A 15,971-nucleotide genomic window follows, 5' to 3' on the forward strand; every position below is an offset into this window, starting at 1 on the left:
GGACCGCAACCCCGGTCGGGCTTTCCGGTGAACCTCAGAGCTCCCCTCCGAGTCCAATGCTTCGAGCTGAGGACAACTCGAGAGGGGCCATGCTCTGGACACGCCGAATGGCGGCGCTTGCGGTGCTCGCCGCCGCCAATCTGACACTGCCCGCCCTGGCCGCAACCACGGAGGCTCCGGTCGCCGGACGGCAGGTGCGCTTTCCGCAAGGCGTGTGGAGCGCCCTGCCCCAGCTCGGCCCTGACGGCAAGGTGAGGCAATGCGTGCTGGTCGCGCCGAGGCAACGCAGCAAGCCCGGCGGCAAGGTCGATACCGCCTTCGTGCTCAACATCAGCCGCGGCTCGGGCCTCTCCATCACGTTGATGGATGACGGGCTGCCGAGCGAGCGGGTGCTGGACGACCAGGCCGAGATCGTCCTCGATGGCCGCAGCTTCCCCGCGGTCGCCTTCCCGGTCGGCAACGCCTTCGCGCTGCATCCCGGCGATGCGGAGGGCGTGCTCGCGGCGCTCGGCAAGGCGCGGGACGTCACGCTGCGCTCGGACGGTGCCGGCGTCGATTCCGGGCCGATCGCGCTCGATCTCCCCGCGGATGCGCTGAGCTGGCTGAAGCAATGCGGCAAGGCCTTCGATATCGCGGTCGACAGGCCGACCGATCCCAATGCGCCGGAGATGCCGGCGCCGCGGCAGCGCTCGCCGAAGATCGCGGTGATGCAGCCGACGCCGGCCGGCCCTCCCGGGATTGAGGACAAGCAGAAGATCGAAGGCTGGGATGCATCCGAGCTGCGCAACAGCGACGGGGCAATCACCGCCTGCTTCATCCGTCGCCGCTATCTCATCGGCACGGACGCGCCCGCGCCTGCACGCCGTCTCGGGATATTCCTGATCGTCAGCCGCGCGAAGGGGCTGACCATGATGCTGAAGGACTCCAAGCTCAACCGGCCCGAGGGCGAGGCCATCGAGGCGACGCTGAAGATCGGCAATGCGCCATTCCAGGGCTTCTCGGCGCAGGTCGAGGGATCCGACGAAATCGCCCTGTTTCCGCAGCATGGCGCCGCGCTGGCCGGAGCGATCGAGACCGGCTCCGTGCTGGCGATGAAGGCCAGGACGATCGAGGACAATTACGAGTTCTCGGTGCAGCCCGGTGTCGTCGGCTGGCTGCGCGCCTGCGCCCGACGCAACGGGATGGCCCTCGAGCCCGCCAGGCAGTGAGGGCCGCGCGTTAAGCACATCGCGGCGGAACTCGCGCCGCGGCCCATAATCGTCACATTCCTCGCCAGCATGCGGCTCTTCGAACAGGAGACCCCCGTGCGGATTGCTCATCTCGTTGTCGCCGGTACCCCTGCGATCAGCGCCGTGCTGGCAGGCCCCGCCTTCGCGCGGAACTCCGACGCCCAGAAGGGCGAGGACAAACCCACTTCATCGTCATCCTGCAGCGCCTATCAGCAGGCGCCGGACGGATCGTGGGAGCAGCTCCCCTGCAAGGAAACCGGCGAGCGCAGCCAGCCGCAAACCCAGCACAAGTCAGGCGCGCAAGACGCCGGTCAGGGCGAGCGTTAAGCCGCATCCTGGTGGCAAGCCCTCGACATGAATCAAGGATGGAAGCGGGCGGGGCTGATTTCGATCAGCTGTGGGCCGGCCCGCGCATGATCTTCATGGCATCGGCAATGTGACGCCACTCCTTAGCCTCGTCGGCCTCGCCGCGGCCCTCGCAGGCCTGCGCCTGTTCGGCGGCCTTCGCAATCGCCGCAAAACCATGCCGTTCCAGCATCTGGCGCGCGACGGTGTGGACCTGGACCTCGGACATCATGGGCGCTCTCCCGTCTTGAGGAAACCGCGGCGCCCGGCTCGGCGCTCCGCGGGTCTCTGACAACGATCTCGCCGCCGGCCCTGTTCCGCCGGGCGCCGATCACATCAACAAGCGCCGGGAACTACCCCAAACGATGAAGGCGGCCCGCCATGCCCGGCGGACCGCCTTCTCACCCACCCCAAATGGGCCGTCAGCCGCGTCCCCTACGCGACCGCCACTTTCTTGCGCTCGATATCGTTCGGCACCTCGATATCGACCTCGAGGGTCGAGACCTCGTCGCCACGCTCGAGCCGGACGATGACCTTGGTCGGGTCCAGCGTCACGTGCTTGGACACGACGGCGAGAATTTCCTCACGCAGCACACCGAGCAGATCGGGCTGGCCGCGCATTCCACGTTCATGGGCAAGCAGGATCTGCAGCCGTTCGCGAGCGACGGGTGCGGACGCCTTGTTGCCGCGGAGAAGCCGAAGCAGACCCATGCTCATGCAGCCCTCCGTCGCAGCAGACGATCCATCAGGCCCCTGCGCTCGGCGGGAACGTGCATCGCAACGGTCTCGCCACAGAGGCGCTTAGCCGCGTCCATATAAGCCCGCGCCGGCGCGCCATCCGCGTTCGACAGCGTCACCGGCGTGCCGACGTTGGAGGCCTTCAGCACGTCCTGGCTCTCGGGGATGATGCCGAGCAAGGGCGTTGCGAGGATCTCGAGGATGTCGTCGATGGTCAGCATCTCGCCGCGCGCGGCGCGCGAGGGATCGTAGCGGGTGATGAGAATGTGCTTCTCGACCCGCTCGCCCTTCTCGGCCCGCACGGTCTTGGAATCGAGCATGCCGATGATGCGGTCGGAGTCGCGCACCGAGGAGACTTCCGGATTGGTGACGATCACGGCTTCATCCGCAAAGCGCATCGCCATGGAGGCGCCGCGCTCGATGCCGGCCGGGCTGTCGCAGATCACCCAGTCGAAACGGCTGCGCAGGTCCGCAATGACCTTGCCGACGCCCTCTTCCGTCAGCGCGTCCTTGTCGCGGGTTTGCGAGGCCGGCAGCAGCCAGAGATTCTCCAGCCGCTTGTCCTTGATCAGCGCCTGCGGGAGCTTTGCCACGCCCTGCACCACGTTGATGAGGTCGAACACGACGCGGCGTTCGGCGCCCATCACGAGGTCGAGGTTGCGCAGGCCGACGTCGAAATCGACGACGACGACCTTGTCGCCGCGTTGCGCGAGCGCAGCGCCCAATGCGGCGGTCGTGGTCGTCTTGCCGACGCCGCCCTTGCCTGATGTCACGACCAGTACCTTACTCATCTGAAATGTCTCCTTTGCTGGTCAGTTCAGTGCTGTAATTCGCATGGTATTCCCCTGCAGCCAGGCCTGCGCCGGCTTGCCGCGCAGGGCGTCGTCGATGTCGTCGGCGGTCTGGTAAAACCCATCGATTGCAAGCAGTTCAGCCTCGATCTTCTGGCAATAGATCCGCGCGCTCGTGTGCCCGTTCACGCCCGCCATGGCGCGGCCGCGGAGCGCGCCATAGATGTGGATGGAACCGCCGGCGACGACCTCCGCACCGGAACCGACGGAGCCCAGAATGGTGACGTCGCCCTCCGGGAAGATCACGGTCTGCCCGGAGCGCACGGGGGCCTCGAGCAGCAGCGAGGTCGGCTTGGTCTCGGCTTTCGCCTCGGGCTTCTTGGGGGCCGTCGGCTCGATCACGCAGCTCCGCCCGCCCGACAGCAGCGGCGGCATCATCGGCGTCAGCCTGCCCTCGTCCACGCCCTCGAGGCCGAGCACGCGGATGTTGCGGTCCTGCAGGCTGGTCAGCAGATGGCTGATGCCGGCCTGGCTCAGATCGACCGAGGACAAGTCGATCACGACGGGCCGCCCGGCGAAGAAGCCCGGCGAGCGGGCAATAGTGGCGTCTATTTCCCCAAGCCAGTCCTGGATCGGAACCGTCGGCACGAATACGAAGGCCACATAGGAGCGCCCCCGCAGGCGCACCATTTGGCGTTGGACTTTTGCTGCAGCCTCCATAGCGGCCGACTCGTTCCCCGTTATTGAATGGTTAACGATGCGGCAGATTTGGTTAATGGCCGGTTAATTTCTGCGGAGGGGACGTGGGCGGCATGGGCTGGCTGGGCGGCCCGCACTCCCCATCCCCGTCATCCTGAGGTGCGAGTGGCGCGATGCCCAGGCATCGCGCCGTGAGCCTCGAAGGATGAACGGCCGAGCAGCCAGCCGAGCGGAAGGAGCCGGGCCGTCGCCCTTCGAGGGCCGCTGAAGCAGCGGCCGCCTCAGGGTGACGGGAGGACAAGTAGCGCCCCTGCCCCCCTCACCTCGCGCCGTCCATTGTGATCGCAGACCCGGTCATCCGGATTGACACCATCGTGCCTTCTGGTTTCGATCCGCCTCCCCCGTGGATGGAGCCGATCATGTCAATCCAGTCGTCCACCAGACGCAAGACTGCGCCGGACATTCGGGCTCGCAAGCGCGGCGAGCCGGTCGTCATGCTGACCTCCTATCATGCGCATACGGCGGCGCTGGTGGACCGGCATTGCGACATCATTCTGGTCGGCGATTCCCTCGGCAACGTCATGCACGGCTTCGAGACGACGGTGCCCGTCACGCTCGACATGATGATCCTCCAGGGCGCGGCCGTGATGCGCGGGTCCAGGCAAGCGCTGGTCGTGGTCGATATGCCGTTCGGATCGTATGAAGCCTCCAGGGAGCAAGCATTCAACGCCGCGGTACGGATCATGAAGGAAACCCAATGCGGCGCGGTGAAGCTTGAAGGCGGCGTCCGCATGGCCGACACGATCGCATTCCTGTCCGAGCGCGGCATCCCGGTGATGGGCCATATCGGCCTCACGCCGCAATCCATCAACACGCTCGGTTCGTTTCGTGCGCAAGGACGCAACGAGGTGGATTGGGGGCCGATCGAGGACGATGCCAAGGCCGTCGCCGACGCCGGAGCCTTCTCGGTCGTCGTTGAAGCCGTGGCCGAACCGCTGGCGCGCAAGATCACGGAGACGATCGCGATCCCCACCATCGGCATCGGCGCGAGCGCGGCCTGCGACGGCCAGGTGCTCGTGCTCGAAGACATGCTCGGACTGTCGCCCCGGACTCCGAAATTCGTCCGGCGGTACGGCAATCTCGGGCCGGCCATTGAAGCCGCGATCGAAAGCTATGCCGCCGACGTGCGGTCACGCGTCTTTCCCGGGCCCGAACACGTCTACGACATGAAGAAGAGCTGACGGCAGCAAGCCGTCAGGCGCCGCTTGCGTCAACGGCTACTTCTTCACCTTGCTCGCATCCATCTTGATGGCGGGATCCAGCATCTTGGTCGTGAACGCCGTCGAGACGTCGAACGGCTTCTCCATGCCAAGATAGGTCTGGACCAGCTCGTAGTCCTTCTTCATCCGCTCGCCGTCGATCCAGCCGAGCGACTTCGTCGTCGTGAACTCGTCGGTCATCAGAAACTTGATGCGCTCCCACTGGCGCTCCTGGTTCTCCTTGTCGAGGCCGGAGACCTGGTCGAGCAGCGCCTTCAGGCACGGCGTGACGTCGGCCACGCATGCGGCAAAGGCCTTCTGCGTGACGCGGACGAAATCCTCGACCACCTTCGGGTTCTTCTGCAGGTAGGCGCCGTTGACGATCAGCGAGTTGCCGTAGGGATTGAGCCCGATGTCCTTCCAGTTGATGTAGCCGAGGTCCTGCCCGAACTCGATCACCTTGAGATCGTGCTCGTTGTAGAAGTCGCTGATGATGTCCACGGTATGGCTCTTCAGCGCGGCGATCTTCGCGGTCGGCCCGACATTGACGAAGCCGACGGAGTCAGGCGCGAGCCCTGCGGCCTTGGCGAAGGCCGGCCACATCACGCGCGAGGCATCGCCCGGCGGGTTGCCGATCTTGTGGCCGGCGAAATCCTTGACGCCGTTCACGCCGTAGCTCTTCAGCCAGTAGAAGGTTTGCCCGGTGTTGGCATAGACGCTCATCACCGCAACGGTGTCGGCGCCCTTGCTCTTGGCCACCAGCATGGTGGCGAGATCGGCGACGCCGAACGGCGAGCCGCCGGAGCCGACCCTGGCGGCGGAGACGCCGGAGCCCTTGCCGGTCTCGATCGTCAGATCGATGCCTGCCTTCTCGTACCAGCCCTGCGCCTTGGCGTAATAGTAGGGCGAATGGTCGGCCGTCGGCGTCCAGTTCAGGATCAAATTGACCGCCTCGCCCGCGCTCGCCGGCACCGCCGGCAATCCGAGCGCCAGCGCCATAAAGGCCGTCCGCAAATGCTTCATCGCATCTCTCCTCATTCCCGCGACCCGGCTTGTCGCTCTCCCCCTGTGAGGATACCAATGCAACAAGCCCGCCCTCAACTTGTCAACTGTTTGGTTGGAAATGCCCGCAAAACGATCTGGCGACACCGTGCCGCAGCGGCGCGATCCCGTCGCCACCCGCAAGAAACTGCTCACCGCGGCCCGCCAGGAGTTCGCCCGGCACGGCTTTGCGGGGGCCCGCGTCGACGAGATCGCCGAGCGCGCTGCCGTCAACAAGCAGCTCGTTTACCACTATTTCGGCGACAAGGACGCGCTCTACCTCGCGGTGCTCGAATGGGTCTATGAGGACATCCGCGAGCAGGAGCGCAAGCTTAATCTCGAGGGCCTGGCGCCGGACAAGGCGATCCGCCGGCTGATCGAAGCCTCGTTCGATCACCTCGCCGCCAACCCTGATTTCATCGTGCTTTTGAACGACGAGAACCGTGGCGGCGCCCGCCATGTCCGCGGCTCGACGCGGCTGGAGGCGATGCATTCGCCGCTGGTGAAAAGCGTCTCCCACATCCTCCACGAGGGCGTGCGCGCGGGCGTGTTCCGCAAGGGGATCGACCCCATCCAGCTCTATATCTCCATTGCGGGCCTCAGCTATTTCTTCTTCTCCAACACGCCGACGCTGTCGGCAATCTTCGGCAAGGACCTGTCGAGCCGTGCCCAGCGCCGCGCCCGGCGCCGGCACGTAGCCGATTTGGTGCTGCAGTCGCTCCGGCCGTAATCAACCAACTGGTTGAAAGTTGTTCCGAGGAGAGTTAGGCTTGCCGCCGCGGCAGTGAAGCCGCGGCAATGGGAGCAAAAGGTGGCAGCCAGCGGAGCAAATCCGGCACGCAGCTTCGCGGTCATCCTGATCGTGCACCTTGCCGTGCTCGTGCTCTGGCAGGTCGCGGTCGATGCCTTCCACGTCCCGAAATTCATCCTGCCCTCCCCGCTGGCGACGGTGCAGACGCTGGGGACCGCGGGCTACGCCTGGGGCGCCAATACGCTGGTCACCGCCGTCGAGATTCTCGGCGGCTTCGCGCTCGGCGCCTTCATCGGCGTTGCGCTCGCCGTGATCTTCAGCTGGGCGCCGCTGCTCAGCCTCGTGCTGCTGCCGCTGTTCGTGACCTTGAACATGATCCCGAAGGTCGCGCTTGGCCCGCTCTTCATCGTCTGGTTCTCCTACGGCATCGTGCCGAACATCCTGATCGCCTTCAGCATCTGCTTCTTCCCGATCCTGCTCACCACCGCGCGGGGCCTGCGCGAGGTGGAGCCTGATCTGCTCGACCTCGTCAAATCGCTGCGCGGCTCGCGCTGGACGCTGTTCCGCAAGATCCAGCTGCCGGGATCGCTGCCCTACATCTTCTCCGGCATGAAGGTCGGCGCCATCCTTGCGGTCGCCGGCGCCATCGTCGGCGAGTTCATCGCCTCCGAGCGCGGGCTCGGCTACCTCATGATCCAGGTGCAGTCCTCGCTCGACACGCCCGCGATGGTGATGGCGGTCGTGCTGCTGACCCTGCTGGGCGTTGCTCTCTACGGCCTGGTGCTCGTCCTCGAACGCATGTTCGTGGTCGGCGATGCAAGACAGAACTGAAATCGGCAGGCTTAACTAAAGGACCGACCCATGCTGCTCACCCGCCAGACGCTGCCGAAGACCATTCCCGATATCGCAGCGCTCGACGAGCTCCTGTGCCGGCCGACCCAGGCGCTGATCGACGACCTCAGGAAGGTCGAGGGCGACATCATGATCCTCGGCGTCGCCGGCAAGATGGGCCCGACGCTGGCCGGCCTTGCGAAAGCCGCCGTGCCGGACCGCCGCGTCATCGGCGTTGCCCGCTTCAGTGACGCCGGCGTCAAGGACTGGCTGCAGGCACGCAGCGTCGAGACGATCAATTGCGACCTGCTGGATGAGGCCGCGATCAACGCGCTGCCGAAGGCGCCGAACATCATCTTCATGGCCGGCCGAAAATTCGGCGCCGAGGGCGATTTGTCGCTGACCTGGGCGATGAATGCGCATGTGCCGGCGCTGGTCGCGCAGGCCTTTCCGTCCTCGCGCATCGTCGCGTTCTCGACCGGCTGCGTCTATCCGTTCGTGCCCGTCGACGGCAAGGGCTCGACCGAGGACATGGCGCCGAACCCGCCCGGCGAATACGCCCAGTCCTGCGTCGGCCGCGAGCGCATGTTCGAATATTTCTCGCACAAATTCGGAACGCCGGGCCGCCTGTTCCGGCTGAACTACGCGATCGACATGCGCTACGGCGTGCTGCACGACATCGCCACGAAGGTCCTCACCGGCACCCCGATCGACGTCAGCCTCGGCCATGTCAATTTCATCTGGCAGGGCGATGCCTCTGCGCAGGCGCTGCGGTGCCTGGCGCATTGCACCGCCCCGACCTCGCCGATCAATGTCAGTGGCCACGAGATTTTGGCGGTACGCGACCTCGCGCAGAAGTTCGGCGCCCGCTTCGGCTGCGCGCCGGTGCTGACGGGCAAGGAAGAGCCGACGGCGTGGCTGACCGACACGTCAAGGGCGGTCGAGCTGTTCGGCCTGCCGGTTGTGGACACCGAGCAGTTGATCGCCTGGACCGCGGACTGGGTGTCCCGCGCCATGCCGAGCCTCGGCAAGCCGACCAAATACGAGGTGCGCGATGGTCGTTACTGACGGTCCGACAATCCTCAAGCTCGGCGTCGACGATGCGATCGCCGGGCTGGTGCTGTCGACGGAAGCGCAATGGAACCAGACGGAAGAGGACTGGCGCATCTTCCTGCGCGACGGCATCGTGTTCGGCATTCGCGACGGCATGCGGCTGGTCGCAACCGCTGCGCTGCTCCCGTACTCCGGCAACAACGCCTGGATCAGCATGGTGCTGGTATCACGCACCCATCGCCGCCGCGGTCTCGCCACGCGCCTCGTCGATGCTTGCCTCGAGACCGCGCGCAAGAACGGCCTGACGAGCTGGCTCGACGCCACGCCCGACGGGGCCGCCGTCTACGGCCCGCTCGGCTTCACGCCGACGCTGCAATTGCGCCGGCTGAAGCTGGCGAGGCCCGCGCGGGCCGAAGCACCACCCTCCTCATCCGCGAGCATTGATGCGCTTCGCGCACGGGACCGGCGCGCGACCGGCTTCGACCGGACCGCCCTGCTCTCCGCCTTCGCACAGCGCTCCGGCTCGCGCATCGTCTCCGCGAACGGCGCCATCGCGCTGGTTCGCGACGGCCGGACCGCCCGTCATATCGGCCCGTTGTTCGCCGACAATGCCGCGGCAGCATTGGCCCTGGTTGATACGATCGCGCGCTCCGAGACCGGCCCTCTGCTGCTCGACGCCGTCGCCTCGCAGGCTGCGTTCCTGGAAGGATTGACCGCCTCCGGCTGGACCATCGAGCGGCCGTTCCAGCGCATGCGGTTCGGCCCCGCCACCGCTGGGGCTGAGGAAACGCCATTCGCCGTCGCCGGCCCGGAATTCGGATAGGACATCATGCACCACAGCCAGATCAACGCCGACATCCGCAAGCTGATTGCCGAAGGCACCGTGCTGCCGGCGCATCCCCTCGCCCTCACCGCCGAGCGCCGGCTCGACAAGACCCATCAGCGCGCCCTGACGCGCTACTACATCGATGCCGGCTCGGGCGGCCTTGCCGTCGGCGTGCACACGACGCAATTCGCAATCCGCGATGTCGGCCTCTACCGTCCCGTGCTGGAGCTCGCCGCCGAGACCGCCGCGAACTGGACCAAGCGGCCACTCGCAATGGTCGCGGGCCTTGCCGGCCCAACAGCGCAGGCGACCGCAGAGGCGCGCACCGCGCGCGACATCGGCTATCACGCTGGCCTGCTCAGCCTCGCCGCGATGAAGAGCGCTTCCGAGGACGAGATCATCGCGCATTGCACCGCCGTCGCCGCCGAAATCCCGCTGGTCGGCTTCTACCTCCAGCCGGCCGTCGGCGGCGTCATTCTGTCGAGCCGGTTCTGGCAGCGCTTTGCCTCGATCGACAACGTCATCGCGATCAAGATCGCGCCGTTCAACCGCTATCGTACGCTCGACGTGCTGCGCGGCGTCGCCGCCGCCGGCGCGCTCGACCGCGTCGCGCTCTACACCGGCAATGACGACCACATCCTGCTCGACCTGATGCTGCCGTTCGACCTCCGCGACAAGGGCGTCACCACGCGCACCTATTTCAAAGGCGGCCTGCTCGGCCACTGGTCGGTGTGGACCGCGAGCGCGGTCAAGCAGTTCGAGCGCTGCAAGGCGGCGCGGCACAAGGACAGCGTGCCGGCCGACCTGCTCGCGCTCGACGCCCGCGTCACCGATTGCAACAGCGCTTTCTTCGACGTCGCCAACAATTTTCACGGCTGCATCGCCGGCTGCCACGAGATCTTGCGGCGCCAGGGCCTCATGAAAGGCCTGTGGTGCCTCGATCCCAACGAAGGCCTCAGCCCCGGCCAGAAAGACGAGATCGACCGCGTCTGTCGCGAGCACGCCGACCTCAGCGACGATGCCTACGTCGCCGACAATCTGAACAAATGGCTGGCATGAGCTCAAACCCCTTCATCAGCCTGCAAGGCGTCCGGAAGGTCTATCGCAGTGGCGCCGCCGAATTCCTGGCGGTGTCGGACGTCACCATGGACGTGCAGGAAGGTGAGCTGGTCTCGCTGGTCGGCCCGTCCGGCTGCGGCAAGACCACGGTGATGAAGATTCTGGCCGGCCTGCACGGCGCCGACGGCGGCACCGTCAAGATCGGCAACGACACAAGCCCGTTCGATCCGACCCGCGACATCGGCATGGTATTCCAGCAGGCCTTGCTGCTGAAGTGGCGCACCATTTTGGACAACGTGCTGCTGCCGGCCGAGATTGTGGGACTGCCGATCAAGGCCGCACGCGAGCGGGCGCGTGACCTGCTCAATCTCGTGGGCCTCGCCGGCTACGAGCAGAAATATCCGCAGCAGCTCTCCGGCGGGATGCAGCAGCGCACCGCCATCGCGCGCGCCTTCGTGCACGATCCAAAGCTGATCCTGATGGACGAGCCGTTCGGCGCGCTGGACGCGCTGACGCGCGAGCAGATGAATCTGGAAATGCTGCGGATCTGGCGCGAGAGCGGCAAGACCATCATCTTCGTGACGCATTCGATCCAGGAAGCGGTGTTTTTGTCGTCGCATTGCGCGGTGCTGACCGCGGGGCCGGCGAAGATGGCCGACTATTTCTCGATCGACCTGCCCTTCCCGCGCGACCTGCCGCTGAAGACGACCGATGCGTTCGGGGCCTATGCCAGGCGAATTTATGCGAAGCTAGGCTTGGGCGCGGCGTAAGACAGCCACACGACAGGTCCCGTAGCCCGGATGGAGCGAAGCGCAATCCGGGATCTCGCACGTCAATGGCACCGTCCCGGATTTCGCTCCGCTCCATCCGGGCTACGCACTCAGACCTCGTAGGGTGGGCAAAGCGCAGCGTGCCCACCATTGACAACACGCGTGGTGAAATGGATTCCGGGTTCGCGCCAAGAAGGCGCGCCCCGGAATGACGACGATGCTTAGGTCTTGTTCCGCATCTTGCTGAGCAGGTAGTTGTCGTAAAAATTCTCAGCGATCTGCGTGTAGAACAGCAGTTCCTTCTGGTACGCGTCGTGGCTTTCCTTGGTGCGCTTGAACAGGTCGCTCTTGGCGGCGAGCTCGTTCAGGTGCTCCTGGGTCGCGCTGTAGCAGGCTTCCATCACCGGCTGCGGGAAGGCCTTCAGCTCGGCGCCGTTGGCGATCAGCCGCTTCAGCGCCGCCGGGTTCACGCTGTCGTACTTTTCGAGCATCCAGGCGCCCGCAGCGGACGCGGCCTGGTTGACGATCGCCTGGTAGTTCTTCGGCAGGCTCGCCCACTTCTCGTCATTGACGATCATGTGCAGCATGGCGCCGCCTTCCCACCAGCCGGGGAAGTAGTAGTACTTCGCGACCTTCTGGAAACCGAGCTTCTCGTCGTCATAGGGACCGACGAACTCGACGGCGTCGAGCGAGCCCTTTTCCAACGCCGCGTAGATGTCGCCGCCGGCGAGCTGCTGCGGCACAACGCCGAGCCTGGCCAGCACATGGCCGCCCATGCCGGCGATGCGGAATTTGAGACCCTTGAGATCGTCGACGGTCTTGATCTCCTTGCGGAACCAGCCGCCCATCTGGGTGCCGGAATTACCGCAGAGGATGGCGTGGGTCTTGAAGGGCTTGAGCGCCTCGTTGGTCAGCTCGGCACCGCCGCCAAAGAACCACCAGGACTCCTGGTGGCGATGGTTCATGCCGAACGGCGCGCCGGTGGCATAAGCCAGCGCCGGCTCCTTGCCGATGTAAAAATAGAGCGGCGTCTGCGCCATCTCGACGGTGTTGACGCTGACGGCGTCGAGCGCCTGCAGGCCGGGGACAAGCTCGCCGGCGGCAAAGGTCTGGATCTGGAATTTGTTGTCGGTGGCCTCGGCGACGTATTTCGCAAAGGTCTGCGCGGTGCCGTAGATGGTGTCGAGCGACTTCGGGAAGCTCGAGGTCAGGCGCCATTTGATCTCGGGCGTAGACTGCGCAATCGCAGGTGCAGCAACCAGCGTCGTCGCGCCGGCGACAGCGCCGCCCTTGAGGAATGTCCGGCGTTTCATATTGGGCAATCTCCCTTGAAGTCAGGCTTGAAATGGGTGGCGTAAGCCACGGTCTTCGCGGACCGTTTGCCCGTTCCTGCCACGCAGTTCAAGCCATGATAAAGGAGGGGCGGCCTGCCAAATCGGGGCCTCCGCGGCATGGCACCGCGGGGCTTTCAAGTGTCGGCGACGAAGATCGACAGTGCCCGCTGCAATTCCTTGTAGGCGCGCGGTCCGATCTTGGCTGCGAGCGCCTTGTCGCTCTCGGCGGCCGCCGGCCTCAGCCGTCCCAGCAGCGCCGTTCCGGCCTCGGTCAGATAGAGCACGTAGTACCTGCGGTTGATCGCCGACGCCGTGCGCCGCACCAGTCCCCGGCCCTCCAGATGATCCACCAGCCTGCCAAGCCCGGCCCGCTCGATCGACAAAAGCTGCGCGACGGCGAGCTGGTTGACTCCGGGATTGGCGTCGATCACGCAGAGCACGGAAAACTGGGCGGGGCTGATCTCGAAGGCCGCCAACTGCCGGCTGAACTCCCTGAAGATCCAGAGCTGCGCCCGGCGGATCGAGTAGCCCAGGAGTTGCGAGAGGTCGCCCAGCGCAAGCGGCTTTGCCTTGGCCGCCTTCGTGCCGGACACGATGCGCGGCGCCGGTCGCGACGGCTTCGTCGCGCGTGCCTGCTGCCGCGGTCGCGCGATCCGTTTCCTCACCCGTGCCTTGCCTGGCTGCATCGTCGCGCATCTTTCGCAAAGCCGATGCAGGCGCATCCGGCCATGACCCGAGGATTCGGACAGCGAGTCTAACGCAACGCAGCCGGATCGAGAAGCCGAGCCGAACCTCACCTCGCGCATACAGCTTCTACGACAGGTTGCATGGCAATATCGCGCAATGCGTCATGTTGACACGGCAACATCGCTCGCCTAAGGATCGTGAAAGCCTGCCGCACCACGAGCAGGTTCAAGGGGAGCGCAAGGGGAGCGAACGTCCGTGCCGTCATCAGGGGTGGGCGACGAGCCGCGTGCCACGCATCGCGGCGGAATGGTTTTGCGCGCGAATGGAACGGCGTCGTGGCTCATTGGCCGGCGCACGCGCATCTCCCCCAACAGCAATTTCAAAGATGTTTCCGATCACGCGACGCTTCGCCCAGCAGCGAGCCGTCGGACGCTTTCGTTCGATCATCGATGTTGAAACCGGGAGGGCATGCCTTGAAACGACTATTCCTCGCCTCGACGATCATCGCCACATGGGCGTCTTTCGGCCCGCAGGCGATGGCGCACGGACTGCCACCGAGCGGCGTCGCGCCGCGCGCGTCCTGCACAGCCCTCACCGGCCTCACGCTGCCCAACACGCAGATCCTCAGCGCGACGCAGAAGTCGGGCTATTGCAACGTGATCGGCATCATCAACAAGCGCGTCTCGACGCAGGATCCCGATCATTTCACCTACGGGATCGGGTTTGCGCTCAACCTGCCCAACACCTGGCACGGCCGTTTCGAGATGATGGGCGGTGGCGGCACCGACGGCAGCCTCAACGCCGATCCGCAAGGCGCGGCCGGGGTCGAGCTCGGCCAGGGCTGGGCCGTCGCCGCCGATGACGGCGGCCACGAGGACAGTGCCAGCAACGTCGTCGGCGGACATCAGGACGACGACCCCAATGCCGGCGGCTCCGCGCATTTCGCGATCGACGCCCAGGCCCGCCGCGACTACGGCTATAACGGGATCGAGAAGACCGCGACGATCTCGAAACAGATCATCTCCTATTTCTACGGCCTCGACACCGTCTATTCCTACATCATGGGCTGCTCGAACGGCGGCCGCGACGCCATGATGGCCTCGCAGCGCTTTCCCTGGCTGTTCGACGGCGTGATCTCGCAGAACCCCGGCTTCAACCTGCCGCAGGCGGGCCTCGCCGAAGCCTGGAACGAGCAGGTGCTCGGCACGCTCGCAACCAGCAAGGACGTCAACGGGCAGCCCTTCATTCCCGACACGTTCCCCGCGCAGGATCTCCAGGTGGCCTCGGCCGCGATCCTGAGCGCCTGCGACGCGCTCGATGGTCTCGTCGACGGCATCATCGACAATTATCACGCCTGCACGGCGAAGAAGGTGTATCCGGCGCTCGCCAGCTACACCTGCGGCACCGGCTCGCGCGGCAGCACGCCGCATGGCGGCACCTGCCTCACCGGCGCGCAGGTGGATGCGCTGAAGAAGATCTATGCCGGGCCGGTCAACTCCAGGGGACAGCGGCTCTATTCGAACTGGTTCTGGGATGCCGGCATCTGGACGCCGCCCACCGCGCCCGGCGCGGGCTGGCAGCTCTGGAACGTCGTCACCGCGCCGGTGCCGAACGTCAACACCGCCATCAACCTGACGCTCGGCGCGGGTGCGATCCCGATGATCTTCCAGACACCGCCGGTCGTCACGCCCGTCAACGGTCCGAACGGCCAGGAAGCCTTCGTGTTCAAGTTCAACTTCGACACCGACGCGCCGAAGATCTTCACGAAGACGGCGGCCTATCCCGAAAGCAGCATGGACTTCATGGCCGCGGTCTCGACCGATCTGCGGCCGTTCAGGTCGCGCGGCGGCAAGCTGATCATCTCCTCCTCCGTCAATGACGGCATCTTCTCAGGCGCTGCGATCGCCCGCTGGTATCGCAACATGGACCGGCACATGAGCGGTCGCGCCAGCGATTTCGCGCGCCTGTTCATGGTGCCGAACATGGCCCATTGCGGCGGCGGCGCGGCCACCGCGAGCTTCGCGACGAACCAGCTCAAGGCGATCACCGACTGGGTCGAGAACGGCACCGCGCCGGACCGCATCGTCGCGACCAACACCAACGCCACCTCGCCCTATCCGGCGGGCGGACTTTTCGATCCGCGCGTTGCGACGAACTTCCCGACCGGCGGCACACGGCCGCTCTGCGTCTATCCGAAGATTGCGGCCTACAAGGGCAGCGGCCTGACCAACGACGCCGGCAATTTCGCCTGCGTCGACCCCGGCTTCAACCGGGGCGGCGACCACGACTTCCACGATGACGACGACGGGCGTGGCGACGACCAGCGTTGAGACGTCGTGCCTCCTCTCGTGCCCCGGACGCAGCGCTTCTTCAGCGATGGCGCTGCGGAGCCGGAGCACGCGAGTGAGCAGCGATGATGCGTCTTGCTCCGTCATTGCGAGCGCCGTCTGTAGCCCGGATGGAGCGAAGCGCAATCCGGGGCCGACTCGCTTGTGGCACAAATCCCGGATTGTGCGGAGCCTGTCATCGGGCGGCGCTTCGCGCCGACCCGTTGGCTC

The 15,971-nt window shown here is 65.8% G+C and carries 17 protein-coding genes; 10 read left to right on the forward strand and 7 right to left on the reverse strand.

Annotated features, from left to right (window positions below; genetic code table 11):
- Positions 1-89 precede the first annotated feature (89 nt).
- Together RAD16_RS06135 and RAD16_RS06140 are read left to right on the forward strand one after the other, a co-directional pair.
- Positions 90-1,208, forward strand: a complete 1,119-nt coding sequence (locus RAD16_RS06135; protein WP_458156989.1) for a hypothetical protein — start codon at positions 90-92, stop codon at positions 1,206-1,208.
- 96 nt (positions 1,209-1,304) lie between these two features.
- Positions 1,305-1,556 carry a hypothetical protein gene (locus RAD16_RS06140; RefSeq protein WP_458156990.1) on the forward strand — a complete coding sequence of 84 codons (252 nt, stop codon included), beginning with the start codon at positions 1,305-1,307 and terminating at the stop codon, positions 1,554-1,556.
- A 64-nt stretch (positions 1,557-1,620) separates the two neighbouring features.
- On the opposite strand, the gene RAD16_RS06145 is transcribed toward RAD16_RS06140, so the two are convergent.
- The 4 genes from RAD16_RS06145 to minC form a co-directional block, all read right to left on the reverse strand.
- On the reverse strand, positions 1,621-1,806 hold the full coding sequence (locus tag RAD16_RS06145) for a hypothetical protein (RefSeq protein WP_234682669.1): 186 nt from the start codon (positions 1,804-1,806) through the stop codon (positions 1,621-1,623).
- A gap of 203 nt (positions 1,807-2,009) precedes the next feature.
- Positions 2,010-2,291, reverse strand: coding sequence for a cell division topological specificity factor MinE (gene minE / locus RAD16_RS06150; RefSeq protein WP_018644672.1), 282 nt, complete (start codon positions 2,289-2,291; stop codon positions 2,010-2,012).
- Positions 2,288-3,103, reverse strand: a complete 816-nt coding sequence (gene minD, locus RAD16_RS06155) for a septum site-determining protein MinD (RefSeq protein ID WP_458156991.1) — start codon at positions 3,101-3,103, stop codon at positions 2,288-2,290. Before minD ends, minE begins: the two co-directional genes overlap by 4 nt.
- Positions 3,104-3,124: 21 nt before the next feature.
- Positions 3,125-3,823, reverse strand: a complete 699-nt coding sequence (gene minC / locus RAD16_RS06160) for a septum site-determining protein MinC (RefSeq protein WP_458156992.1) — start codon at positions 3,821-3,823, stop codon at positions 3,125-3,127.
- Between the two features lie 398 nt (positions 3,824-4,221).
- Here minC and panB point away from each other — a divergent pair, with 398 nt between their 5' ends.
- On the forward strand, positions 4,222-5,043 hold the full coding sequence (gene panB, locus RAD16_RS06165) for a 3-methyl-2-oxobutanoate hydroxymethyltransferase (RefSeq protein WP_458156993.1): 822 nt from the start codon (positions 4,222-4,224) through the stop codon (positions 5,041-5,043).
- Between the two features lie 36 nt (positions 5,044-5,079).
- On the opposite strand, the gene RAD16_RS06170 is transcribed toward panB, so the two are convergent.
- Positions 5,080-6,084, reverse strand: a complete 1,005-nt coding sequence (locus RAD16_RS06170) for an ABC transporter substrate-binding protein (protein ID WP_458156994.1) — start codon at positions 6,082-6,084, stop codon at positions 5,080-5,082.
- 100 nt (positions 6,085-6,184) lie between these two features.
- On the opposite strand from RAD16_RS06170, the gene RAD16_RS06175 reads away from it, so the two are divergent.
- From RAD16_RS06175 to RAD16_RS06200, 6 genes are all read left to right on the forward strand, one after another.
- The gene (locus RAD16_RS06175) at positions 6,185-6,832 is read left to right on the forward strand and encodes a TetR/AcrR family transcriptional regulator (RefSeq protein WP_458156995.1); all 648 of its coding nucleotides are present in this window, start codon (positions 6,185-6,187) and stop codon (positions 6,830-6,832) included.
- A gap of 81 nt (positions 6,833-6,913) precedes the next feature.
- On the forward strand, positions 6,914-7,684 hold the full coding sequence (locus tag RAD16_RS06180) for an ABC transporter permease (RefSeq protein ID WP_458156996.1): 771 nt from the start codon (positions 6,914-6,916) through the stop codon (positions 7,682-7,684).
- A 30-nt stretch (positions 7,685-7,714) separates the two neighbouring features.
- Positions 7,715-8,752, forward strand: a complete 1,038-nt coding sequence (locus RAD16_RS06185; protein ID WP_458156997.1) for an NAD-dependent epimerase/dehydratase family protein — start codon at positions 7,715-7,717, stop codon at positions 8,750-8,752.
- Positions 8,739-9,560: a GNAT family N-acetyltransferase gene (locus tag RAD16_RS06190; protein ID WP_458156998.1), complete on the forward strand. Its 822-nt coding sequence runs from the start codon at positions 8,739-8,741 to the stop codon at positions 9,558-9,560. The genes RAD16_RS06185 and RAD16_RS06190 overlap by 14 nt, the downstream gene beginning before the upstream one ends.
- Positions 9,561-9,566: 6 nt before the next feature.
- Positions 9,567-10,622 carry a dihydrodipicolinate synthase family protein gene (locus tag RAD16_RS06195; protein ID WP_458156999.1) on the forward strand — a complete coding sequence of 352 codons (1,056 nt, stop codon included), beginning with the start codon at positions 9,567-9,569 and terminating at the stop codon, positions 10,620-10,622.
- Entirely contained in the window at positions 10,610-11,392 is a 783-nt protein-coding gene (locus RAD16_RS06200; RefSeq protein WP_458157000.1) for an ABC transporter ATP-binding protein, read from the forward strand. Before RAD16_RS06195 ends, RAD16_RS06200 begins: the two co-directional genes overlap by 13 nt.
- A gap of 221 nt (positions 11,393-11,613) precedes the next feature.
- Here the strand turns inward: RAD16_RS06200 and RAD16_RS06205 are convergent, their stop codons facing one another.
- Both RAD16_RS06205 and RAD16_RS06210 read right to left on the reverse strand, forming a co-directional pair.
- Positions 11,614-12,705, reverse strand: a complete 1,092-nt coding sequence (locus RAD16_RS06205) for a TRAP transporter substrate-binding protein (protein WP_458157001.1) — start codon at positions 12,703-12,705, stop codon at positions 11,614-11,616.
- A gap of 155 nt (positions 12,706-12,860) precedes the next feature.
- Positions 12,861-13,391: a MarR family winged helix-turn-helix transcriptional regulator gene (locus RAD16_RS06210; protein ID WP_458157002.1), complete on the reverse strand. Its 531-nt coding sequence runs from the start codon at positions 13,389-13,391 to the stop codon at positions 12,861-12,863.
- A 495-nt stretch (positions 13,392-13,886) separates the two neighbouring features.
- On the opposite strand from RAD16_RS06210, the gene RAD16_RS06215 reads away from it, so the two are divergent.
- The gene (locus tag RAD16_RS06215) at positions 13,887-15,743 is read left to right on the forward strand and encodes a tannase/feruloyl esterase family alpha/beta hydrolase (RefSeq protein WP_458157003.1); all 1,857 of its coding nucleotides are present in this window, start codon (positions 13,887-13,889) and stop codon (positions 15,741-15,743) included.
- Positions 15,744-15,971 lie beyond the last annotated feature (228 nt).

The organism is Bradyrhizobium sp. 18BD, from assembly GCF_054185225.1.

Bases quoted from the DNA above. Each gene is read 5' to 3' on its own strand.
- minC (WP_458156992.1), bottom strand. From the start codon at position 3,823: ATGGAGGCTGCAGCAAAAGTCCAACGCCAAATGGTGCGCCTGCGGGGG.
- RAD16_RS06185 (WP_458156997.1), top strand. From the start codon at position 7,715: ATGCTGCTCACCCGCCAGACGCTGCCGAAGACCATTCCCGATATCGCA.
- RAD16_RS06175 (WP_458156995.1), top strand. From the start codon at position 6,185: ATGCCCGCAAAACGATCTGGCGACACCGTGCCGCAGCGGCGCGATCCC.
- RAD16_RS06200 (WP_458157000.1), top strand. From the start codon at position 10,610: ATGGCTGGCATGAGCTCAAACCCCTTCATCAGCCTGCAAGGCGTCCGG.
- minD (WP_458156991.1), bottom strand. From the start codon at position 3,103: ATGAGTAAGGTACTGGTCGTGACATCAGGCAAGGGCGGCGTCGGCAAG.
- RAD16_RS06205 (WP_458157001.1), bottom strand. From the start codon at position 12,705: ATGAAACGCCGGACATTCCTCAAGGGCGGCGCTGTCGCCGGCGCGACG.
- RAD16_RS06190 (WP_458156998.1), top strand. From the start codon at position 8,739: ATGGTCGTTACTGACGGTCCGACAATCCTCAAGCTCGGCGTCGACGAT.
- RAD16_RS06135 (WP_458156989.1), top strand. From the start codon at position 90: ATGCTCTGGACACGCCGAATGGCGGCGCTTGCGGTGCTCGCCGCCGCC.
- minE (WP_018644672.1), bottom strand. From the start codon at position 2,291: ATGAGCATGGGTCTGCTTCGGCTTCTCCGCGGCAACAAGGCGTCCGCA.
- RAD16_RS06145 (WP_234682669.1), bottom strand. From the start codon at position 1,806: ATGATGTCCGAGGTCCAGGTCCACACCGTCGCGCGCCAGATGCTGGAA.
- RAD16_RS06170 (WP_458156994.1), bottom strand. From the start codon at position 6,084: ATGAAGCATTTGCGGACGGCCTTTATGGCGCTGGCGCTCGGATTGCCG.
- RAD16_RS06195 (WP_458156999.1), top strand. From the start codon at position 9,567: ATGCACCACAGCCAGATCAACGCCGACATCCGCAAGCTGATTGCCGAA.
- panB (WP_458156993.1), top strand. From the start codon at position 4,222: ATGTCAATCCAGTCGTCCACCAGACGCAAGACTGCGCCGGACATTCGG.